This is a genomic window from Alcanivorax sp. DP30 (genome assembly GCF_009882945.1).
Taxonomy (GTDB): Bacteria; Pseudomonadota; Gammaproteobacteria; order Pseudomonadales; family Alcanivoracaceae; genus Alcanivorax.
Genome location: NZ_WTUY01000005.1, coordinates 678,655 through 701,682, shown reverse-complemented (window position 1 = coordinate 701,682; position 23,028 = coordinate 678,655). Strand labels below are relative to the sequence as shown.

Sequence of the window (23,028 nt, the reverse complement as noted above, 5' to 3'; positions counted from 1 at the left end):
CGCGCCTGTGTATGGTACAAATATCGCAGATTTCCTCCGGAGTGTTTTTTGTTATGGATCGACGACTTCCCCTGATCCTGCTATTGCTTTTACCCGCACTGGCACTGGGTCAGATTTCACAATCCGGTTTTTCATTGCCCGGTGTCGGGGATCTGCAAAAGCAGCTGACCCAGACGGAAAGCAAAAAGAACGATGGCAGCCCCAATCCCGACAAGGAACGGTTGGAAAAGACCCTGTCTCTGCGCAAGGAAATCGACCAAAACCAGGAAAAAATCGAGTCCCTCAAAGCGTTTTCGGCCAAGGCCCCCAATGAACGCATCCGCCTGGAAGCTGAGCTCACCCGCGCCCGAAACGATAAAGACACCAACTGGTCAGAGCAGTATGCCGACCTGCCACTGGAAAAACTGATTCAGACACTGATCGCTCAGCTGGACGCGCTGGAGGAGAACCAACAGGGTCTGGCCAAAGCCAGCAGTGAACTGACCCGCGCCCAAACCTTGCCTGAACAGGCGCAAAGTGCCATCAGCAAGGCCATGGATCGCATGGACACGATCCGTGGAATACTTAACCAGCGCACCGATGAACAGGGAGAGCCGCTCTCCGACATTTACGAAGTGATGCTGAACACCGAACTTCATGCGCTGGAAACCCGCATCAACCGGTTCAACCAGGAACTGGCGGTGGTGGAAAAGTCCCAGGATATTGCCCGGCTGCGCCAACAGCTTTTCAAGCTTGAACAGAACCAGATCGAAGCCAGGCTCAATGCCCTGCAGCCGCTGATCAACGAGCGCCGCAGCAATCAGCTGAAAGACATTGCCAACACCCCTGAGGCCGCTCTCCCCAAAGAGGTACTTGAGCACCCTCAGGTGCGCAAGGCCATGGACAAGAACCGTGCCCTGCGAGAACAACTGGCTCGCCATAACGAAGACACCAACGCTCTGTTGCGCACCGCCGTTAACACCAAGACCGAGCTGGACAAGGCTCGCGCCCTCTCCTCCACGGTCAACGACCAGATTCGCATGCTCGAAGGCAGCTTGCTGCTCTCGCGCATTCTTTATGACCAGCAGAAGAGCCTGCCGCAAGACGATACGCCTCTGGATCTGGAAAAGAAGATCGCCGACGCCCGCATCAGCCAATTCGAAATGGACAAGGAAATCCGTGCCCTGGATGACAGCCCGTTACCGGCTCGACAGGAGCTGGACAGCACACTGACGCCAGAGCTCGAAAAGGCCTTTGCCGTGTTGCGAGAAGAGCGCATGACGCTCTACGACCAGCTTGACCGGGAGATCGGTCGTCAGCTCGCCATCCTGACACGCACCCAACTCAACCACGAACAATTGCAGAAAATCAGCAACAGTCTGCACACCACCATTTCAGAACAAACTTTCTGGATGCCCAGCACCCAGGCACTCAGCCTGGAGTGGCTGGCCAAGCTGCCCCGCCAACTGGTGGACCAGGTGCGCGGCATGCCCTGGGAAACCGTCAAAGAAGGCACCCTGAACCTGCTCGCGAACAAGTGGCCCTGGCTGATTGCCATCCTGATTCCTTCTGCGCTGTTGCTGATTCCCCGCCGCCGCCTGAAAGACCGCATCACGACCATGAACAAGGACGTGGGCTCCTTGCGCAAGGACAGCCAGCTGCATACACCCCTGAGCCTCCTTTACACCCTGCTCATCGCCTCCCCGGTTCCACTGTTCCTGCTGCTGTTTGGATTAGGTCTATGGCAACAGGCCGGCACCCTCGCCAGCGTGTTTGGCGCGGCGCTTACCCAGTTGGCGCTGCTGTGGCTGGTATTCGAATTTCTCTACCGGGTACTCAAGACAGACGGCATTGCCCAACGACACTTCCGCTGGGGGCATGACCAGAATCACAACATGCGCCGTCGCCTGCTGCTCACTGGCCTGGCGCTGATACCCGTGATCTTCATCGTCGCCTTTGGCGATCAATGGCCAGCCCAGTTAAGCAACGACCGCTTAGGCCTGGTCATCATGTTGGCCAGTCTGATTGTGGTCTGCATCAGCCTGCCCAGCGTGGCCCAGAGCTACCCTGCCCGCAATGTCAGCCGCACCATGAAAAGGCTGGTCACCGGCCTCTGTGTTCTCGCTCCCCTGGCACTGATCGTGCTCGCCGGTATCGGTTACTACTACACCTCCGTGCGACTGGCCGGCCACATGATCTACAGCCTCTATCTGATTGTCCTGTGGATCGTGCTCGATGCCACTGCCGTGCGTGGCCTGGCGGTGGCTGCACAGCGGCTTGCCTACAAGCGGGTGTTGGCCCAGCGGGAAACGGAACACAAGGACACCTCCGGTTCGGAAGCCGTGGAAGTGGAAGAACCCAAGCTGGACCTCAAGCAAGTCAACCAGCAGTCCCTGCGACTGATTCGACTGGCTCTGTTTGCCACCATTGGCTTGCTGGTTTACTGGGTATGGGCAGAAGTTTTCCACGCCTTTGCCTACACCGACAGCATCGTTCTGTGGGAAACCTCCGACATGGTGGGCCAGACCGAACAGATGTCCCCGATCAGTCTGGGCGATGTGATCGCCGCCCTGGTGATCGGGACCGTGACTTTCCTGCTGGCCAGCAACCTGCCCGGCCTGCTGGAGGTGCTCGTACTGTCTCGCCTGGAACTGCGGCAGGGCACCAGCTATGCCACCACTACCCTGCTCTCCTACATTATTGTCGCCAGCGGCCTTGTCATTACTCTCGGGGCACTCGGCCTGAGCTGGGACAAGATGCAGTGGCTGGTGGCGGCGCTGGGTGTGGGGCTGGGCTTTGGTTTGCAGGAAATCTTCGCCAATTTCATCTCCGGCATCATCATCCTGTTCGAACGCCCGATTCGTATTGGTGATGTGATCACCATTGGCAACCTGGACGGCACCGTCAGCCGGATTCGTATCCGCGCCACCACGATTATTGATTTCGATCGCAAGGAAATCATTGTGCCCAACAAGGTGTTTGTCACCGAACGGCTAATCAACTGGTCCCTGTCCGATACGGTCACACGCATCACCATCAAGGTGGGCTTTGCCTACGGCTCGGATTTGAAGAAGTGCCGGGATATTCTCATGCAGGCCGCCCGCGACAATAAACGCGTGCTGAAAGAGCCCGAACCCATGGTGTTCTTCCTCAACTTCGGTGCCAGCACCCTGGATCATGAACTGCGCGTGCACGTGAACGATATCGGCGACCGACTGCCGGCCACCGATGAACTGAACGTGGAAATCGACCGCCTGTGCAAGGAACAGGACGTGGAAATCGCCTTCAGCCAGCTGGATATCCACATTCGCAGAGACGATGGCGAAACCCTCTGCATTGAGGGTGAAAAAAAGACAACGGATAACGATGATAACGACGCCCAGAGCTAACCTAGGATAAAGCCCATGTTGGGCCTGCCGTTAAAGCCCTCTATCCATCGCAAACGCAACAAGCCACTGGGCATTCTGGAACTGGTGGCCATCGCACTGGGAGGCATGGTCGGCGGCGGTATTTTTTCCGTGCTAGGTATCTCCGTTGCCCTGATCGGCGTCTATACCCCTGTCGCCATTGCGTTGGGGGGCGGCGTGGCCGCCGTCGCTGCCTACTCCTACATCAAGCTGGCACTCTACTACCGCGATGAAGGCGCCACCTACTCCTTCTTCAAACGCACCTTTCCCGGCTCTCACTTTGCGGCCTCATTGATCGGCTGGTGGGTGGTATTCGGCTATATCAGCACCCTGGCCCTGTATGCCTACACCTTTGCGTCCTATGCCATCAGCAGCGGCGCCCATGGCGACAACGAGTGGTTGCGTAAAGGGGTAGCAGGCATGGTGATTCTGGTGTTTGCCGTGATCAACATCTGGAGCGTAAAAGGGATGGGCAAGCTGGAGGATCTTATGGTCTACGCCAAGCTGGTGATTCTGGGCCTTATCTCCTTTTTCCTCATTCGCAACGGTCAGGTCACCCTCCCCGAGCTGGTTGACGCCCAGGGCCCCGTCAGTCTCATGTCTATCCTGATCGTGGCCTCACTGACCTTTGTCGCCTATGAAGGTTTCCAGCTGGTCATCCATGCCATGAACGAGATGGACACGCCGGAACGTAATATCCCCATCGCCATCTATACTGCCGTGTGCGCGGCCATCGGCATCTATGTGGTGATCGCGCTCGGCGCCATTCTCGCCATTCCCTTTGCCGATATCATCCGTAACAAGGAATACGCGCTGGCCACCGGCGCCGGTGACATACTCGGCGACATCGGCGCCCGGCTGGTGATTCTCGGCGCGCTGCTGGCAACCAGCAGCGCCATCAGCGGCACCCTGTTCGGCGCCTCCCGACTGATGGCAGTGATCGCCAATGATGGCTATTTCCCCCGCCTGCTGGCGACCCGCAGGAAACATATTCCGGTCAACGCGATCATCGCCATGGCCTCCCTGGCCTTCGCACTGGTTCTGATTGGCGGTCTGGAACTGATACTGGAATTTGGCAGCATGACGTTTCTGCTGGTCTCACTCCTTATGGCCTGGGCCAACTTCAGGATCAGGGACAAAACCGACTCTTCCCTCACCCTCACCCTGCTCGCCTGCGCCGTACTCGCTGGCGGCACCGGCATGATTCTCTACTACGAACTCACCCATGAAATTGGCCAGATGCTGTTCGTGGGCGGGCTCTACCTGGTACTGATGCTGGGCGCCTGGGGCTACGCCAGAACCGCCCGCTGAATCACGAGCAGACTAACCACAAGCCCCCCTGTAGGAGCGTCGCTCGCGGCGCGATCCGAGCCCTGGCGAGGAAAAACCGCGGCGAGCTACGAGCCTCGAGCTGCGAGAAAAAGCAAAAGCATTAAGGAACCAAAGCGCGTTGCGCCTATCGCGGTGGAACCTCCGCTCCTACGGGAGGAAATCCCGACATTTCCCGCATCAGGCGTCCAGCATCTGGCATCTGGCATCTGGCGTCCTACAACACCACCTCAAAACACTCCAGCTGCGGCGGGCCCATGTAGATATCCCGTCGCGCACCCGCATTGGCGTGTGCCTTGCGAAACGCCTCGGATTTGGTCCAGCCCTCAAAGGCGCCCTTCGATTCCCACCCCGCATGAGACGAAAACAAGGTGTACTCCTCATTGGCCGGCCCCTGTAGCAAATGGAATTCCTTGAATCCCGGCACCTCCTGCAGGTAGGTGTCACGTCCCTTCCAGATTTCGATAAAGTCCTGCTCACAACCGGGTTTGATCTTGAAGCGGTTCATGGCGATGTACATGGTTGGCCTCTGTTATTCTGAATGTGGTCTTATAGTGGCGGACAGATCGGCGGTCTGCATTGACGGTAACTACCGCAACTCGCAACTCGCAATTCGCCCCTCGCAACTCTCAGCCCCTCCTCTCCCCGCCCAGGAATAAACAGAATTCCACACTTTGTTTTAGCTCCGCTTATACCCTTGCGAATCCCAAGGACTTTAGTCTAATTCACTGGCCAACCGGCATGTCATAGCATCCAATGAAGACACCTTTAACCCACCCCTTGCCAGCCCGGCCACACTTTCGCCAGGCACCCATTACGCACGGGGATCAGCGCACCACCACCAGTGGCAGCGAGACCAACGAGGCCCGCCGATGAGCTACGAACAAGAATATTCCGCATCCATCACCAACCCGGAAGCCTTCTGGGGCGAAAAAGCAAAGATGCTGGACTGGTTCACCTTCCCGACAACCATCCTCGGCGAAGACGACAACGGCATTGGTCGCTGGTTTACCGACGGCGTCATGAACACCTGCCACATGGCTCTGGACGCCAACCTGGCCCAGGGTCGTGGCGATCAGGTGGCCATCTACTACGATTCCCCGGTCACCAATAGCAAAGAGACAATCACCTACGCCCAACTCACCGGCCGGGTTGCCCGTTTTGCAGGTGTGCTGCAACAGCAAGGTGTTGAAAAGGGAGATCGTGTTCTGATTTACATGCCCATGATCCCCGAGGCCGTGGTCGCCATGCTGGCCTGTGCCCGGCTGGGTGCCATCCACTCCGTGGTCTTCGGAGGCTTTGCCGCCAACGAACTGGCGGTGCGCATCGACGATGCCCAGCCCAAGGTGATCGTGTCTGCTTCCTGCGGTGTAGAAGTGGCAAAAATCATTGAATACAAACCGCTGGTGGATGCAGCTATCGAACAGGCCGAACACAAGCCGCAACGCTGCATCGTCTACCAGCGTCCTCAGGTAAAGGCCTCACTGATTGAAGGTCGGGATGTGGACTGGCAGGCCGCCGTGGCCGCCGCCGAACCGGCCGACTGCACCCCGGTGCTGGCCACCGACCCGCTCTACATCCTCTACACCTCCGGCACCACCGGCAAACCCAAGGGGGTGGTCCGCGACAACGGCAGCCATGCGGTGGCCATGCGCTACAGCATGAAAGCCATTTACAACATGGATCCGGGTGACACCTTCTGGGCGGCCTCCGATGTGGGCTGGGTGGTGGGGCATTCCTATATTGTCTACGCGCCTCTACTGAGCGGACTCTCCAGCGTACTTTATGAAGGCAAACCAGTACGCACCCCGGATGCCGCCGCCTTCTGGCGAGTGGCCGAGGAATACAAGGTGAAAGCCCTGTTCTCCGCCCCCACCGCCTTCCGTGCCATCAAGAAGGAAGATCCCAACGCCGAAGGCATCAAGAAGCATGACCTGTCCGCGCTGGAATCCATCTTCATGGCCGGCGAACGGCTGGACCCGCCCACCTACGATTGGGTGCGGGACATCACAGGCCTGCCGGTGGTCGACCACTGGTGGCAGACTGAAACCGGCTGGGGCATCTGCGCCAACCTCATGGGCGTCGACCCCAAACCCTGCAAACCGGGCTCTGCCACCCTGCCCAGCCCCGGCTACGATGTGCGCATCCTGGATGACAACGGCAACGAAGTGGGCCCCAACCAGCAAGGCAACGTGGCCATCAAACTGCCTTTGGCGCCCAGCTGCCTGCCCACCATCTGGGGCAACCATGAGCGCTTTCTGGCGGGTTACCTGGAACAGTTCCCCGGTTATTACACCTCCGGCGACGGCGGCTACAAGGACGACGACGGCTACGTGTTCATCATGGGCCGCACCGACGATGTGATTAACGTGGCAGGTCACCGCTTGTCCACCGGGGAAATGGAAGAGGTGCTTGCCGGTCACCCGGCCGTCGCCGAGTGTGCCGTGATCGGCATCGCCGATGATCTGAAAGGTCAGGTCCCTATCGGGTTGGTACTCCTCAAGGATGACGTGGATATCGAGTCCGATATCCTCAACCAGGAGCTGGTGGCCCGCATCCGCCAGGATATCGGCGCCGTGGCCTGTCTCAAAGACACTCTCATTGCCCAGCGCCTGCCCAAAACCCGGTCCGGCAAGATCCTGCGCAAACTGCTGCGCCAGATCGCCAATGGCGAGAGCTACAACATCCCCTCCACCATTGATGATCCGGCCAGTGTTCCGGAGATTGAAGCGTTACTGCGCGAGCGAGCGCTGGTGGCGGGATAAGCCGGATAACAACGCGGGCCCGGCATAGCACAAACGACAAAGGGGCGGCCAGAACCGTGGCCGCCTAGCGTCTCCTTACGGCGCCACAATCAACTGTAGCGCCACGTTTTGAGGACCTGCTTGAAAGACGGCTGGGATGTGTGACCTGGCGCTTGGCTACTTCCAGCCTTGGAGCCATTTCTCCTGGTCTTTGAGCTCAACCCAGTCGATGGAATACTCTTTGTTGGAAAGAACAGACTCCAGTTTGCACACCAACACTGTGCCATCCTCATCGAATTCAATTTCTGAGACCAGAAAGTGCTTCTCCCGATTCAATGGGTTTACTGCTGTCCATTTACTAAGGTGTAACTTTGCTGGATTAATTTGATTCATACTCATTCCATACGGCACAGTCTTTATTTGAACGGAAATACAGGTTGGCTTGCCGCATTCACCCAAGCACTCTGATTTTATCGCTATCAAGGGAATCTAACGCCGCACTCTGCGGTAAATTTGGAGCGAAGCGGAAAATTTGCCCGACAGCAGCGCCTTGTTAGTTGCTGACTGCAAATAGCTCCAGGTTCTCTTTGACGTAATTACGCCTCTTTGACTCCAATTCATCATACATTTGAAAATATCTATCATTAATATCGCTCTCTTCTTGTTTTTCAACAGGGGAAGCAAGCCTAGACCAAGCCTAGGGTCAGGTCTCCCAATTCCCACATAGCGTCAGTTTGGGAAATGGGAGACCTGACCCCGAATCATTGGCCCCAGAGTTCGTCCATCCAATTGAATAGTGTCTAGTTGGAACCTATCTGGGAAAACTCCCTCAAACCTCTCGGCGGGCACAGCACAGGTAATAATTGCAAAGTGTTTTAGTCCACAAAGCACGTCAATGCCTTTAGGCTTTGGCCTCTCAGTCAGGCAGTCTTCAAACTTTCTCGCTTCCTGCAAAGTAATTTCCTAAATTTTAATGTAAAGCAAACTTGGGATCAGGACTAAAATGCTGCGCTCGAGTGCACGATGCAAGACCTGACCCCGAATTTGTTCAGTCTTGTGAAAATGTGAAGCCACGGAATTTAGGCGCTTGGAAGCTTCGGTAAACGGTATCCACAGCCCCCCTGACCGAGCCAAAGATGTCGGGGAAAAGTGTTCTATTATTTATGTTCATCTTATCAAGACGGTCGAGCATAGAGACTCTTTCTCTCTCAGAACAGGGGAAATTGAGCTTCCTCAAAACTGGCGAGTCTCCCTTGCCAAAAGTCATTTCGTCTACGACCCGCTTTAACCAAATCTCAAGAGATTTGTAGTATTCATGTTTTGTGAAGAATCCCTGCTGAAAAGCGATTCTCCGATTATTCTCATTGCTCTCGCGAACTATTTCTGATGTAGGGAACTGCTGGTACAGCACAGACTCAGGAGAAATCTTATTCTCAAATTTTGGCCTTACTTCATTAATTACCTGATCATTAACATGCGCCAGCATGTTCAAATTTATAACCCAAACACACCGTATATTTTCTTCGTTTTTCTTTGCCGATTCTGAAATTGCGAAGAATAGAGCAATAAAAGGTGAATGTGTCCAATCAAGCAGAGGGGAAGGTAAGCCGAAATGCTGGCCATATTGCCACAGGTCTATTTTTTCTACTCGATCTTGAGGCAAGTCCTTATTTGTAATTAAATTATTCCCAAATTCTTCATGAAGGCGCTGAAGACACAACTTAGTTAACAACTCTCTATCATTGTAGCCACCACGTTCAGGGTAATTTAATTGAATCTCGTTGACGAACCTAGAAAGTGTTGTCTCTAGCTGCCATCCTGAATTGGCGTGCCCGCGAAATCCATAATCGTAGTCCCTGGTAATTAATTTCTCTGACGCATAATCAAAAAACTCCGTGACGGATTGAAAATTCCTTTCGTCAGGCATGCCTAAATCATACATTTTATTCTCCATCACAGGGAAGATTGGGGGTCAGATCTCCCATTTCCCGCTTTCGGCCCCTGGATGGGAAATGGGAGACCTGACCCCATTTATCTTTACGTATCGGTTTTTGGGTCGCAGTGGGTGCACTTTTAGGTTCTTCGACGAACTCTCTCGATGTACGCTTCTATCCATTCCTGATCCATTTCCAAGCGAATACTCCTACGGATGCCTCCAATTCGACCTGTTAAATCGATATAGGAAAAGTATTGTTGTTTGATGTTTGCGACTACTTCTCGATCTCCCCAGTTTTCGGCAACGAGATTTGCGATCCCCTCCGGAAGATTGAATTCAAGTTCGAACCATCCCTGGTCATCTTCTTCCAATTCGGCTGGAGTAAATTTCCATTCACCAGTTTCGTACCCTGTCACATGACAACGAACTCTATCTGATTCAAAAGCATTGGGGAGCAGCGCTTCTGTGGTTAAGAGATGCAAGGGCCAACGACCTTGGAGCATGCCAAAATAAGAGCCACCTATTCTGGTCAACGCACTTACCAAAGCCCCGTTTATCAGCTCAATACCTCGATCAGTGATGAAACCCCGCATATCGGCTTCGTACGCATGATTCCTGATAGCTTCGCGATACCGTTTTCGAACTTCCGAAATGGATTCTTTGCCGACTCTTGTTATGCAGGTCTCATCGAATTGCATAATTGCTTCAATCAGTGGCTTTATTACCGGAACATTCTCATATTGGATGAGAAAAACTTGATGAGCTAACGCGTAGTCGATAGCACCACTGGTATAGCCAGACGTTGAAAATATTGCCGAATGGAAATTAAACCTCGGCATTTTAACCTTGCTTCCACGGCTAGCAATAGAAAAATAATTTTCGGATATGTCCTTCAAGACGCCGACTGCATTACGGACAACCTCGATACCAACGGTTCGGTGCTCTTGGTAGCACTTGGCTTCCACCATCAAGCGAAGAGGGTACATGAATGCAGGGGACGAACGAAAAGCGGCTAAGGCATCAATCTGATGCCATGACCCACGCCCCCTGACTTCTAGTCCTGAATGACCTCCGCGAAGGCTTTCGTCTCTGTGTGCAGAAGAAGCATCGATCGTTTCATAATCGAACTTCTCTAGTAGATACAGAACCGCTTCTTCGAGTAGAGCTCCTCTAACTTGAGAAATGTTTGCCATTCGCTACTTCCGTGCCGATATGTAGTTTTTGAACCTAACGCCTTGCATCAGGGGACAGCCCGATTGAGAGCGGAGCGAACGGTAGGCGGGTCGCCTGCATGCAAATGTTATGTTGGAAATTATTCACTGGATTTCTACCGTCTATGCGTTAAGCAGGCAATTAATAAATACATCAAAACTATCAGCAAAAATGTAGCTAAACAAAGAAAAGACTCCTAAGAAATATGGAAAAAGTATGTCCAAATTTTCTCTATGGGTAAAATATCTACTAAATTGATACTTGGCCTCCATCCCTAAAACTGATAGATACGCCTTAAATCCTATGTTTTTTAGAATATTAACTTTTCCGGAATAATCCTCATGCTGGTCATTCCATGTAAAACGGAAATACCGAACTAAAAAAAATTCACATTCATAGTGTGTCTTATAACTAAGATTTTCATCTGGATATTTATACAGGAACATTTCTATGTTGAAGCCCTTTGGATAGGACTCGTGCAAAAGACCACTTACATCGTCTGAGTGAGGACAGAAATACTCGACCTTGTTATCTTTTAGTAAATTATTGCTCCAAATTAAATACAAATCATTGTGGTAACGTTTTGCATAGTTGTAGTACCTAATTAGAGCAAAAACGATGCTAAACATTAACAGTAGTGCCATGCCGTTCTGATGTTCAAAGCTTAGCTTCACAATGAAGGTGTTTGCTTCTTCAATTTTCGCACCTGTAAATTGGATAGCTAATAGAATTAGTGAAGTAAAGGTTAAGAGCCTTCTTTTCGACTTCAACCCTTCATCTTGGTCTATTTCGCTATATAGCTGGTCTATATTACGCATGGTATTTAGTTACTTTCATTTCAGAGTCGCGCTGCTTGTTTTTGCCTCGCATAGACATAACAGCGAATTAATTAGAACGTTCCCTATAATCTGGTTCCGTATAACTCCAGGCTTGCCACCCCGTTCAACCTATCAAAATACTCTCATATCAATCAGTTAGAGTGAAATAGCCAACTTCTTACACGGCGTTCAAAGGAACGTTCCGTTGACAACGAGCTGCGACCGGTCCCATGAAGCGCCTTCTAACGAGCCATACAGTCTGATGTACAATCCCCCCACACTCTCCAGAGCCCCTTCATAATGCGTACTTTCGTCCTCCGCGCCCGCGCCGCCTCCACCAACAGCCAGGCCCTGTTGGCCAACGTCGGTGGTGATGCCCACAGCGAGATCCTCGCCCATACCCTGATGAATGCCATCTTCGTGGCGCAGTCACACCGGGATGATGTGGTGGTACATCTGGTGCTGGAGAGCACCCAGGATTATTCCCGCACCATCACCTTTGTGGCGGCAGAGATCCGGGATATTGGCGGGTTTCATGAGCAGGCGTTGCTGGCCAAGGTGGTACGGGCCCTGGATGCCTCTGCGGGCATGGGCAAGGAGCAGACCAAGGCGGTGGAAAGCGGGATTACCGTGCGCACCATGAGTTTTGAGAAGCTGGTCAAGGAACTGGCGGAGGATGGGCATCAGCTGTACATGATGGACCCCAAGGGGGAGAGCATTCGTGAGCTGGAATTTGCCGATAAGCCCTGCTTCTTGCTCACCGATCACATTCCGATGCCGAAAAAGAGCTTTAACAGTTTGAAGCGGCTGGGGACGGAGAAGATCAGCCTGGGGCCGACCATGCTGTTTGCGTCGCAGTGTGTGGTGTTGATTAATAATGAGCTTGATTTGGCGGGGCTATAAAGGCCAGTGCCCATTATCGGACGCTTTAATCGCAGTCGAACGCCCGCTCCCACAGACTTCCTCGCCTGGGCTCGGGTTCGCACCTCGAGAGGAGCTCCTACAGCGGCTTCGTCAGCAAGGTTTGGGGTTTAGCTATTAATTATTCATTATTAACTATTCATTAACTTTCCAGCCAAACCTCACGAGCCCACTGCCAGATACTCCCCCACACCTCTTCTTCATTGATGCCGCTACCCGGCTCCCACAGCAGGACTTCGCCTTCCTGTGACATGGCGTAGATGCCGTTGGCGGTTTCGCAGACGGGGATCAGGTAGCGAGGCATTCCCTGGTCCCAGGCGTTGGCGGCCATTTCCGGGAGGAAGTTGTGGGCGTAGTCGTCCATGACGGTGGCCGGTTCGAGGCTGCCGCAGACGATGTCGCTGGCATTAAGCAGGAACTCCTTGTAGTCCCCGGGCAGGGAAATCAGCAGCTGCTCTTCGATCTCAACCAGTCGGTCTTCATCGGGTAACTCCAGAGCTACAAGGCCACCGTCGTGGCGTTCGCGCAGCAGTTCGATTACGTCTTCCATATTGGCTCTTCATCATTCTGTAGGAGCCTGCCTGCAGGCGATGGTGAGAATCGCCTGCAGGCAGGCTCCTACGGGGATAGCGGTTTACCCCCGACGGAACGGGAACAGGAACTGTTTGACCATCCCTTCCGGGACCTGGGTGCTGGCACGGGTGCCGTACTCGGCAGCCAGGTGTTTGGGCATGATCAGGGTGCCGAACAGTTTATCGTAGATGGGCAGGAAGGCGGCGTAGTTTTTGTCTACCGCTTCGTCTTCCGAGGAATGATGCCAGTGGTGGAATTCCGGCGTGGCGATGAGCCAGCGGATACCCGGAAAACGGAAGCGCACATTGGCATGGATGAAGATGGCGTGGAAGGACACGAATACCAGGTAGGCATACACCGCCGACGGGGCGAAACCGAGGATGAAGATAGGCAAGTAGCCCACAAACCGGTTGGCGATGATTTCCACCACATGCAGGCGCGAGGAGGCCAGCCAATCCATCTGGGTGGTGGAATGGTGCACGGCATGGAATTTCCACAGCCAGGGCACTTCATGGAAGGCGCGGTGAATCCAGTAGCTGCCCAGATCAATGACAATGAGGATCTCGATAAACTGCAACCACAGGGGCTGGCTGGCGATGGCCTGCTGGAAGCCGATATCCACCTTGTCGTGGAGGACCACCTGAATGGGGATGATGGTGAAGAAGCTGATCAGCTGCAGGGCCACATGGCTGAACAGGAAATACTTCATGTCGGTTACCCAGCCACCACGCAGGGTTTTCTGCTGTGGGTCCTTGGGGAAGGCCCGCTCCAGCGGGATGAACACCAGCGCCAACACCAACAGGGTGAGGATGAAGTAATCCAGCCCGGCGTAGAGACTGCGGCCATCCACAGGCGGCACATCCAGCCGCCCGGAGCCAATCAGCGCCGCCATGCAGGCCAGCACCATGCCAATGATGCCGTAGCGCTTTTCCTGATGACGGAACACGCTGAAGAAGCCACACACAAAGCCGATACCGATGCCGATGAACAGCGCGATGCGCAGCACTTCAGCGTTGTAGAAGGCGCGAAAATCCGGGGTGGTGAATATCTCTGGATACAGGAAGCAGAAACTGCCCATCAGGGCCAGGATCCCGAGACCGATGGACACGGTGGCGGTGATCTTGCCCTGCCCCGGCGTCAGGTCCACTTCTTCATAGCGTTCTCGCAAAAACTCACTCACCGGTTCCCTCCTCCATTCCCCAAAAGCCTGCCTGACTACACCGCAAATGTGCCAGTACAGGGCCGTAACAAGCTGCTACACTGCGCGTTCAAGAACAGCTTCAAGCTTCAAGCTGCAAGCCTCAAGCTACAAGGCGCGCGTTATGTCGTGCCATTTTCACTATTTTGTTCCGCGCACTGACTCTGTGCGCGGGCACAGATGTTGAAATAACACCCGGCCTCAATTTCGCCTTGCAGCTTGAGGCTTGTTGCTTGCAGCTCAGCCTCGCAATATTCACATATTTGATCACCTTAAAGTATGCCTCTTCTCACGCTTCGCGACATTCAGCTCAGCTTTGGTCAGCAGGCCCTGCTGGACCATGTGAACCTTTCCATCGACAGCGGCGAGCGCCTCTGTCTGATTGGCCGCAACGGGGCGGGCAAGTCCACCCTGATGAAGGTCATCGCCGGGGAAATCCAGGCCGATGACGGCCACATCGAACAAACCCAGGGACTGAGCATTGCCCGGCTGGAGCAGGAAGTGCCGGACGATCAGGACCATAGCGTGCATTACATGGTGTCCCTGGGGCTCGGTGAGCATGGTGCCCTGCTCAGCGAGCATGCCGAGCTGAGCCACCAGCTGGCCGACGCCGACGACAAGATGCTGGCGCGCTTCGAGGTGCTGAGCAGCGAGATCGAGGCCCGTGGCGCCTGGCAGTTGTCCCAGCGGGTGGACACCGCCCTGTCCAAACTGAGCCTGGATGGCGACATGCAGTTTGCCGGGCTGTCCGGCGGGATGAAGCGCCGGGTGTTGCTGGCCCGGGCGCTGGTGCAGGAGCCGGACATTCTGCTGCTGGACGAGCCCACCAACCACCTGGACATGGAATCCATCCAGTGGCTGGAAGAATTTCTGAAAAGCTACGGTGCCACCCTGGTGTTCATCTCTCACGACCGGGCCTTTATCCGCGCCCTGGCCACCCGCATCATCGAGCTGGACCGTGGGCAGCTGACCAGCTGGCCGGGCAGCTATGAAAAGTACCTGACGGGCAAACAGGCCCAGCTGGATGCGGAAGAGAAAGCCAACGCCGAGTTCGACAAGAAACTCAGCCAGGAAGAGAAATGGATTCGTCAGGGTATCAAGGCCCGCCGCACCCGTAACGAAGGCCGTGTACGCGCCCTGAAAGCCATGCGGGACGAGTTTGCCCAGCGGCGCAGCCGCACCGGCACCGCCAACCTGACCATCCAGAGCAGCGACAACTCCGGCAAGATCGTGGTGGAGGCAGAAAACCTCAGCTACGCCGTGGGCGGCAAGCAGATCGTGAAGGATTTTTCCGTCACCCTGATGCGTGGCGACCGGATCGGTATCCTCGGCCCGAACGGCTGCGGCAAGTCCACCCTGATCCGGCTGCTGCTGGACCGGCTAGAACCCGACACCGGCACCGTCAAGGTAGGCACCCAGTTACAGGTGGCCTACTTCGATCAGCTGCGCGACACCCTGGACGAAGAAAAGAGCGTGATCGACAACGTGGCCGAGGGCTCCGATGTGATCACCCTGAATGGCCAGAACAAGCATGTGATCGGCTACCTGCAGGATTTCCTGTTTGACCCTAGTCGGGTGCGCCAGCCAGTCAAATCCCTGTCCGGCGGTGAGCGCAACCGGCTACTGCTGGCCAAGCTGTTCACCAAGCCGTTCAATCTGCTGGTGCTGGATGAGCCCACCAACGACCTGGACGCGGAAACCCTGGACCTGCTCGAAGAGCAATTGATGAACTATCAGGGCACCCTGCTGCTGGTCAGCCACGACCGGGAGTTCATCGATAATGTGGTGACCTCCACTCTGGTTTTCGAACACGGTCAGATAAACAACTATGTGGGCGGCTACCAGGACTGGATTCGCCAACGGCCGGAACCTGTGAAGGAAAAGGCCGTCAAAGGCCTCAAGCCGGCGGCACCGGCCAAGCAGGAAGCGCCCAAGACAAAGAAGCTGTCCTACAAGGATCAACGGGAGCTGGAACAACTTCCCGCCACCATTGAACAATTGGAGGGCGATCTGGATGCGGTACAGACCCGCATGTCCGATCCCGCTTTCTACAAGGGTGATCCGGCTGACATTGCTGCCGCCCAACAGGAACAAACCGAGCTGCAGACGGCACTGGAAGCCGCCTACGCCCGCTGGGACGAACTGGACCAGCTCGGCTGAACCCAACGAAAGGAGTGGTTGTGCATTCATTGATTCGCTTTCTGGTCATCCTCAGCACCGGCCTGTTACTGGTCAGCCCACCGCTGCAGGCCAATGAGGCGGAAGATGAGGAGCGTGCGGTTGAGCGCCAACAGGAAACCGACCACCCTGCACCCGCCAAACCCGCCCATGTGACACCGGCGGGGGAGGAAGCCACCCCTGAGACTCCGGCACCGCAGCAGACATCGCTGGCCCTGCTCAATCGCAAGGTGGAACCCGGCAGCTTTGCCACCCTGCACTGGACGCCGGATCAGTCGTTCGCCTCCATTGCCACTCCGGTACCGGTTCTCGTCGCCCATGGCCAGAAGCCCGGCCCCCTGCTCTGCCTCACCGCCGCCATTCATGGCGACGAACTCAACGGCATCGAGATGGTGCGCCGCCTGATGTATGAGCTGGAACCGGATCAGCTGGCGGGCACGGTGATAGGGGTACCAATCGTGAATCTGGACGGCTTCCGCAGTGGCAGTCGTTACCTTAGTGACCGGCGGGACCTGAACCGCTACTTCCCGGGCTATGCCAAAGGCAGTGCCGCTTCGCGGGTTGCTCATTCCCTGTACAGCAACATCGTCAGCCATTGTGACTATCTGGTGGATCTGCATACCGGCTCCCAGAAGCGCGTCAACCTGCCCCAGTTACGGGCGGATCTGGACAATCCGGATGTGGTGGCCTTCGCCAAGCATTTTGGTGGCATGACCGTGCTGCACAGCCCTGGCGCCACCGGCATGCTGCGCGACGCAGCCGTGAAAGACAGCATCATTTCCGTGACCATGGAAGCCGGCGGCCCCAATCGCCTTGAACCTCAGGCCGTGAACTATGGTGTACAGGCGCTGGAAACACTGCTGGAAAACCTGGAAATGCGTAAAGCGAGCCGGTTCTGGAGCGCGCCGCAAGCGGTGTTCTTTGAATCGGAATGGATTCGCGCTGCCCAGGGCGGCATCCTGCTGTCAGAAGTGAAGCTCAACGACAAGGTCAAAAAGGGAGAAATCCTCGGTACCGTTACCGACCCCATCAGCAATACCGGCAGCGCCATTATCGCGCCCTACGATGGCCGGGTGCTGGGTATGGCCGTGAACCAGGTGGTTCATGCCGGCTTTGCGGCCTTTCGGATCGGTGAGGTGAAATCCACGGAAGAAGTGGAAGCCCAGGCGGAAAAGGCCAGCAAGGAAAAGGGACAGTCGCACCCCGGCCCGGAAGAAGAGAGCGGCGACGACAATGACGCGGCCCCCCACTCCGCCAGCCGCGCGCAAATCGACGGGGGTGTAGCCGTGTCCGGCGAGCCTGTGGATCCGGACGATACCACGGAAGAATAATACCGTTATAACACAGGGCGCATCCCCTGCATTCGTGCGCAATCATTCCAGCGCCATCGCAGAAATTGCAGAAGCGTCAACGATCAATGACCCTGCGCCGACCGGCGCAGGGCGTCATTCTGACGGTACGGTTTATAACTACTGGACGGTCAGCTGACTCTGCATTTTTGCCAGGGTCTTTTCCCCAATCCCTTTAATGGCGAGCAGCTGATCCACACTGGTGAAGGGACCATTGGCGTCACGCCATTGAATGATGGATTCGGCGGTTTTCGGGCCAACCCCCTTCAATTCCTGCAGCTGGGATGCATCAGCAGTATTCAGGTTAATCCGGTCGGCGGCGCTTGCTGCGGCCTGCTCGGTGGCATCGCTCTGAGGCTTAACCGGGGTGACTTCCACGGCCTGGGACAGGCCTGCAAAAGCCAGCATGAGGGTAGCGAAAACGATCTTGATTCCTTTCATGGTTTTGATCTCCTGATAATTGGAGAGAGCACCATAAAAGGCTGCCCCCCTAACGGTTATCAGTCAGAGGGGGCAATTCATGTCAGCGAGTCAGGAAAGGCTTTGTAATATTTCGTCGACTACCGTTGTAGGTTTAACGGCCTGGGTAATGGGGCGACCGATCACCATGTAATCCACCCCCGCATCACGGGCCTGCACCGGCGTAAGCACACGGCGCTGATCCCCCGCATCGGCACCGGCAGGACGGATACCCGGCGTCACCAGGGCGAAGTCCTTGCCGCAAGCCTCCTTGAGCATGACTGCCTCCTGGGCAGAACACACCACACCGTCCATGCCGGAAGCCCTGGACAATTCGGCAAGCCGACGCACCTGCACTTGCGGGGCGTCCACTATCCCTACTTGCTCAAGGTCGGAGGCATCCATGCTGGTCAGCACGGTGACCGCAATCAGCAAGGGGCGGTTGGCATGATTGGCAATGGCATTGGCTGCCGCTTCCATCATCCGTTGGCCACCACAGGCATGCACGTTCACCATCCAGATGCCCATGTCCGCTGCCGCCGCCACGGCGCCGGCCACGGTGTTGGGAATATCGTGGAACTTGAGATCCAGGAATACCTCGAAACCCTTGCCGTGCAGGGCTTCCACTACAGCGGGACCGCTGCGGGTAAAGATTTCCTTGCCCACTTTCACCCGCACCTTGGCCGGATCCAGCTGGTCCGCCATGGCCAGGGCCTGTGCCTGATCGGGATAATCCAGAGCAACAACAACGGGGCTGGAAATAGTCATGGCAGGCATCCTGGGTGGTGGGTGGCGGGGGTATGGTAGGCGTTGCTTGGAAGTGGTTCAAGAAAGGAACGGCAAGCTTCAAGCTACAAGCTGCAACGCGGGGAAGATTATGCGGCCGCTGACCGGGTAGTGGCCGCGCACAACTGCTGAGGAGCAGGGCTTTGCAGGTCGGAAATGCCAAGGTGAAGAGGGGACAGCCCACTGTAGGAGCGGACGTTCGGCCGCGAACCGAGCGTAGCGAGGCGACCGAAGGGAGATCATTCTTTCTTGGCCTGTCGAGCCCGGAAATGTCTGATCGCCCAGCGGTCGATTCCGTGCTTCGCACGGTTCGTCCCCTGGAAGGGAACTCCTACAGCAGCTTTGTAGAAGGGCCGAGGAAATCAGGACCTTTAGGCCTATACCAATCCAGTCGAGCCTGGCTAGAAGCTCACAGCTGATAGCTCATGGCTCACAGCTGCTTTTAAACTTCCTTCACCACCGGTTTGATGGTGCCCCAGCGTTTGCAGCTTGGGCAGCGCCATTGCATGAGCGGGGTTTCAAAGCCGCAGCGGCGGCATTTGTAGAGGGACTTGTTGTTGACCAGTTTTTCAGACAGCTGGCGCAACGCATCCAGGTGCTCGCGGGCTTCACCTTCCACGATACCCGCCAAACTCATGTCGAGGATCTTGTTGAGGCCGCGCACGGACGGGTTGGCCTTCATGTATTCGCCGATAAAATCGGCCGCTTCCTTATCGCCGTATCGATGCTTGAGCGCCTCGGACAATAACAGGATACGAGTGGTGCTGGGCTTTTCCGCGCTGTAATCGGCCAGCATCTGGATGAAGTCTTCTTCCTTGCCCTGGGATTCATAACAGGTGCGCAGCTTGTCGAGAACCTCATCGAAGAAGTCACTGTCCTGTACCCAGATTCGCTGGAACGCCTGAATGGCGGCATCCCAGTTCTGCTCTGCCATTTCCAGCTCGCCTTCCTGAAAGCTGGCTCGCACGCATTTGTTGTCGAAGGACAGCGCGCGGCGGAGCATACGGCGAGCCGGATTGATGTCCTTGTCGCGCACCAGGTTTTCCGCCTGCTCACAGCAATACTGGGCCAGCACGGTAGTCAGTTCCGGGCGACTCTTCGTCAGCCGCTCGCCCATGCTGATGGCGTTGACCCAGTCCCGCTCCTGCTCGTACAGCCCCATCAGTTGATTGCAGACTTCGTCCTTCGCTTCGCAATTCTGGTCCAGCATTTCCAGCAGAACCTGCTCGGCCAGGTCAAAGATGCCACTGGCCAGGTAATCCTGGGCCAGCTCCAGCTGGATCTCTTCCTGTACCGGGCGGGCGTAATCGCCGTGTTCGAGAAGATGGGTATGCAGCTGGGCGGCGCGATCAAACTCGCCTCGCTTGCGAAACAGACGGCCCAGGGCCAGATGGGTATCCAGACCTTCCTCACTCACATCCAGACCCTTCAAGAGGGCTTCAATGCCCTTGTCGGGCTCTTCATTGAGGAAGAAGTTGATGCCGGCCACGTAATCCTTGGACAGGGAGGCCATGCGACGACGCTGGCGACGCTTGCTCTCGCGTCGCCCGAGGAAGAAGCCCGCGCCAATGGCAACAAAGAACAGCGGGATCAACCAAAGGGATTCATTCATGAAAACAGGCTCTTGAGACCACGCAGGCCGATGCCGGCCAGTAATCCGGCCAACAGGCCGATTGCCAATACACCAATCACCAGTACGCCCAGAGAAACGTCCCAGTGCCACTCATCCACCAGCAGGTCCAATGTCACGAGATCTCGATTACTGGTGACAAACAGGAATGCGACAAAAAATACGGCCACCACAGCCAGAATCACCAGGATGCGATACAGATTACGCATGGCAGGTTTCCTCTTTCCGGCAAACGCCGGTTACAGCATGGAGTGATTAGCTGGCTGCCACCTGGCTGCCATCGGATCCCGGTTCCTGATTATCACCACTTTCCAGCTGCAGGGATTCGTTGACGCGTTCGCGCAACTCCTTGCCAGGCTTGAAATGGGGAACATATTTACCGTGCAGCTCGACGCTGGCACCGGTTTTGGGATTGCGTCCCACACGGGGGGCGCGGAAATGAAGGGAAAAACTGCCGAAGCCGCGTATTTCGATACGACCTCCGCCGGCCAGGGAATCGGCCATTTCTTCGATAAGCGTCTTGACTGCCAGTTCCACGTCCTTGGGCGACAGTTGGGACTGTCGGTCGGCAATACGCTCAATCAGTTCTGACTTGGTTAACGCCATTACAGCTTGCTCCCTGGGCTCCCAGCCCAGTGGGGCCGGCATCATTGCCGGCCCCTCGGGAGGAGCCGATTAAGACTCGTTGCTGTTTTCCATCTGCTGCTTGATCAGATCACCGATGGTCTTCGGCGCATTGGCATCCTGCTGTTCAGACAGGGTGTCCAGGGCCTCACGCTCATCAGCCTGATCCTTCGACTTGATGGACAAGCTCAGTACACGGTTCTTGCGATCAACGTTGACGATCTTGGCTTCCACTTCGTCGCCAACCTTGAGCACTTCGGTCGCATCGTTAACGCGGTCACGGCTGATTTCGCTGGCACGCAGGGTACCTTCGACATTCTCAGCCAGCTCCACGGTGGCCGCTTTCGCGTCTACCGCAGTAACCTTGCCCTTAACAATTGCGCCCTTATCGTTAGCTGCAACATACTGAGCAAACGGATCGTCTGTCAACTGCTTGATACCCAAGGAAATTCTCTCACGCTCTGCGTCGATGGAGAGAACCACGGTTTCCAGCTCGTCGCCCTTGTTGAAGTTACGCACGGCATCTTCGCCCTGCTCTTCCCAAGAGATGTCTGACAGGTGCACCAGACCGTCGATACCGCCTTCCAGGCCGATGAAGATACCGAAGTCAGTGATGGACTTGATCTTGCCGGAAATGCGCTCGCCTTTCTGGTATTTCTGCTCGAAGGCATCCCACGGGTTGGACTGACACTGCTTGATACCCAGGGAGATACGACGACGATCTTCGTCGATGTCCAGGATCATCACTTCCACTTCGTCGCCGATCTCTACAACCTTGGACGGGTGGATGTTCTTGTTGGTCCAATCCATTTCGGAGACGTGAACCAGACCCTCGACACCTTCTTCGATCTCGGCAAAGCAGCCGTAATCGGTCAGGTTGGTAACCTTGGCCTTGACCTTGGCACCTTCCGGGTACTTGCCCACGATGTCGTGCCACGGATCTTCGCCCAGCTGCTTCAGACCCAGGGAAACACGCATCTTCTCGCGGTCGAACTTCAGTACCTTGACGTCGATTTCCTGGCCAACTTCCACGATTTCGCTCGGATGCTTGATACGCTTCCAGGCCATATCGGTGATGTGCAGCAGGCCGTCGATACCGCCCAGGTCTACGAACGCACCGTAGTCGGTCAGGTTCTTCACGATACCTTTGACTTCCATGCCTTCCTGCAGGGATTCCAGCAGCTGCTCACGCTCTTGAGAGTGCTCAGCTTCCATTACCGCACGACGGGAAACGACCACGTTGTTGCGCTTGGGATCCAGCTTGATGACTTTGAAGTCCAGCTCTTTGCCTTCCAGGTGAGCAACGTCGCGCACCGGACGGATGTCTACCAGAGAGCCCGGCAGGAAGGCGCGGATCGGACCGATGTCCACAGTGAAACCGCCTTTTACCTTGCCAGAAATCTGACCTTTCACGATCTCGTCTTCGTCGAAAGCTTTTTCCAGCTCGCCCCATACTTCGGCGCGCTTGGCTTTTTCACGGGACAGGCGAGTGAAGCCCATGCCATCGTCGATGGCGTCTACGGCTACATCTACTTCATCGCCTTCGGCGATTTCCAGTTCACCTGCCTCGTTGATGAATTCGTCCCGGGCAATGATGCCTTCGGATTTCAGGCCCGCGTTAACAGTGACCCAATCGCTATCGATGGATACAACGGTGCCTTTGATGATGGAACCACGAGCAACGTCGAGGTCCTTGAGGCTTTCTTCAAAAAGATCAGCAAAAGATTCAGTCATGTGTCTCTCTGTTTACATTCACATGCCAACCAGCAGACATGGGTTATGGATAGTTGGACCCGCCCTCCCCAGCTGGCTTACTTTGTAAGGGAGCGACAGATCAACCGCATGGTCACAGAATCGCAATTACCCCTCGACAGCTACTGCCGAA

19 protein-coding genes are annotated in these 23,028 nt (G+C 55.6%); 6 read left to right on the top strand and 13 right to left on the bottom strand.

What is annotated here, in order from left to right:
• Nucleotides 1-53 precede the first annotated feature (53 nt).
• Both mscK and GQF00_RS14295 read left to right on the top strand, forming a co-directional pair.
• Complete coding sequence (gene mscK / locus GQF00_RS14300; RefSeq protein ID WP_161319813.1) at nucleotides 54-3,368, top strand: mechanosensitive channel MscK; 3,315 nt, start codon at nucleotides 54-56, stop codon at nucleotides 3,366-3,368.
• A 15-nt stretch (nucleotides 3,369-3,383) separates the two neighbouring features.
• Nucleotides 3,384-4,697 (top strand): APC family permease, encoded by a 1,314-nt coding sequence (locus tag GQF00_RS14295; protein WP_202560505.1) that lies wholly within the window; start codon nucleotides 3,384-3,386, stop codon nucleotides 4,695-4,697.
• Nucleotides 4,698-4,932: 235 nt separating this feature from the next.
• On the opposite strand, the gene GQF00_RS14290 is transcribed toward GQF00_RS14295, so the two are convergent.
• A complete protein-coding gene (locus GQF00_RS14290) occupies nucleotides 4,933-5,235 on the bottom strand; it encodes an antibiotic biosynthesis monooxygenase (RefSeq protein WP_161319812.1) in 303 nt (100 codons plus the stop codon).
• Nucleotides 5,236-5,443: 208 nt separating this feature from the next.
• On the opposite strand from GQF00_RS14290, the gene GQF00_RS14285 reads away from it, so the two are divergent.
• On the top strand, nucleotides 5,444-7,480 hold the full coding sequence (locus GQF00_RS14285; protein ID WP_255461770.1) for a propionyl-CoA synthetase: 2,037 nt from the start codon (nucleotides 5,444-5,446) through the stop codon (nucleotides 7,478-7,480).
• 156 nt (nucleotides 7,481-7,636) lie between these two features.
• On the opposite strand, the gene GQF00_RS14280 is transcribed toward GQF00_RS14285, so the two are convergent.
• From GQF00_RS14280 to GQF00_RS14265, 4 genes are all read right to left on the bottom strand, one after another.
• Entirely contained in the window at nucleotides 7,637-7,852 is a 216-nt protein-coding gene (locus GQF00_RS14280; RefSeq protein WP_161319810.1) for a TIGR02450 family Trp-rich protein, read from the bottom strand.
• Between the two features lie 655 nt (nucleotides 7,853-8,507).
• Nucleotides 8,508-9,401: an FRG domain-containing protein gene (locus GQF00_RS14275; RefSeq protein WP_161319809.1), complete on the bottom strand. Its 894-nt coding sequence runs from the start codon at nucleotides 9,399-9,401 to the stop codon at nucleotides 8,508-8,510.
• A gap of 131 nt (nucleotides 9,402-9,532) precedes the next feature.
• Nucleotides 9,533-10,588, bottom strand: a complete 1,056-nt coding sequence (locus tag GQF00_RS14270) for a restriction endonuclease (RefSeq protein WP_161319808.1) — start codon at nucleotides 10,586-10,588, stop codon at nucleotides 9,533-9,535.
• 141 nt (nucleotides 10,589-10,729) lie between these two features.
• The gene (locus tag GQF00_RS14265; protein ID WP_161319807.1) at nucleotides 10,730-11,425 is read right to left on the bottom strand and encodes a hypothetical protein; all 696 of its coding nucleotides are present in this window, start codon (nucleotides 11,423-11,425) and stop codon (nucleotides 10,730-10,732) included.
• A gap of 300 nt (nucleotides 11,426-11,725) precedes the next feature.
• Between GQF00_RS14265 and trmY the strand changes: the two genes are divergently transcribed.
• Entirely contained in the window at nucleotides 11,726-12,328 is a 603-nt protein-coding gene (trmY, locus tag GQF00_RS14260) for a tRNA (pseudouridine(54)-N(1))-methyltransferase TrmY (RefSeq protein WP_161319806.1), read from the top strand.
• Between the two features lie 160 nt (nucleotides 12,329-12,488).
• Here the strand turns inward: trmY and GQF00_RS14255 are convergent, their stop codons facing one another.
• Nucleotides 12,489-12,896, bottom strand: coding sequence for an SMI1/KNR4 family protein (locus GQF00_RS14255; RefSeq protein WP_161319805.1), 408 nt, complete (start codon nucleotides 12,894-12,896; stop codon nucleotides 12,489-12,491).
• A gap of 84 nt (nucleotides 12,897-12,980) precedes the next feature.
• On the bottom strand, nucleotides 12,981-14,099 hold the full coding sequence (locus tag GQF00_RS14250; protein ID WP_161319804.1) for a sterol desaturase family protein: 1,119 nt from the start codon (nucleotides 14,097-14,099) through the stop codon (nucleotides 12,981-12,983).
• A 297-nt stretch (nucleotides 14,100-14,396) separates the two neighbouring features.
• Between GQF00_RS14250 and GQF00_RS14245 the strand changes: the two genes are divergently transcribed.
• Both GQF00_RS14245 and GQF00_RS14240 read left to right on the top strand, forming a co-directional pair.
• Complete coding sequence (locus tag GQF00_RS14245) at nucleotides 14,397-16,277, top strand: ATP-binding cassette domain-containing protein (protein ID WP_161319803.1); 1,881 nt, start codon at nucleotides 14,397-14,399, stop codon at nucleotides 16,275-16,277.
• A gap of 20 nt (nucleotides 16,278-16,297) precedes the next feature.
• Nucleotides 16,298-17,626 carry a succinylglutamate desuccinylase/aspartoacylase family protein gene (locus tag GQF00_RS14240; protein WP_370519508.1) on the top strand — a complete coding sequence of 443 codons (1,329 nt, stop codon included), beginning with the start codon at nucleotides 16,298-16,300 and terminating at the stop codon, nucleotides 17,624-17,626.
• 138 nt (nucleotides 17,627-17,764) lie between these two features.
• Here the strand turns inward: GQF00_RS14240 and GQF00_RS14235 are convergent, their stop codons facing one another.
• The 6 genes from GQF00_RS14235 to rpsA form a co-directional block, all read right to left on the bottom strand.
• Complete coding sequence (locus GQF00_RS14235; RefSeq protein WP_237440527.1) at nucleotides 17,765-18,085, bottom strand: helix-hairpin-helix domain-containing protein; 321 nt, start codon at nucleotides 18,083-18,085, stop codon at nucleotides 17,765-17,767.
• Between the two features lie 90 nt (nucleotides 18,086-18,175).
• Complete coding sequence (gene pyrF / locus GQF00_RS14230; protein ID WP_161319802.1) at nucleotides 18,176-18,871, bottom strand: orotidine-5'-phosphate decarboxylase; 696 nt, start codon at nucleotides 18,869-18,871, stop codon at nucleotides 18,176-18,178.
• A 460-nt stretch (nucleotides 18,872-19,331) separates the two neighbouring features.
• On the bottom strand, nucleotides 19,332-20,501 hold the full coding sequence (gene lapB, locus GQF00_RS14225; RefSeq protein ID WP_161319801.1) for a lipopolysaccharide assembly protein LapB: 1,170 nt from the start codon (nucleotides 20,499-20,501) through the stop codon (nucleotides 19,332-19,334).
• Nucleotides 20,498-20,728, bottom strand: a complete 231-nt coding sequence (locus GQF00_RS14220; protein ID WP_161319800.1) for a lipopolysaccharide assembly protein LapA domain-containing protein — start codon at nucleotides 20,726-20,728, stop codon at nucleotides 20,498-20,500. The genes lapB and GQF00_RS14220 overlap by 4 nt, the downstream gene beginning before the upstream one ends.
• 46 nt (nucleotides 20,729-20,774) lie before the next feature.
• Nucleotides 20,775-21,125: an integration host factor subunit beta gene (gene ihfB / locus GQF00_RS14215; protein WP_161319799.1), complete on the bottom strand. Its 351-nt coding sequence runs from the start codon at nucleotides 21,123-21,125 to the stop codon at nucleotides 20,775-20,777.
• 69 nt (nucleotides 21,126-21,194) lie between these two features.
• The gene (gene rpsA / locus GQF00_RS14210) at nucleotides 21,195-22,877 is read right to left on the bottom strand and encodes a 30S ribosomal protein S1 (protein WP_161319798.1); all 1,683 of its coding nucleotides are present in this window, start codon (nucleotides 22,875-22,877) and stop codon (nucleotides 21,195-21,197) included.
• Nucleotides 22,878-23,028 lie beyond the last annotated feature (151 nt).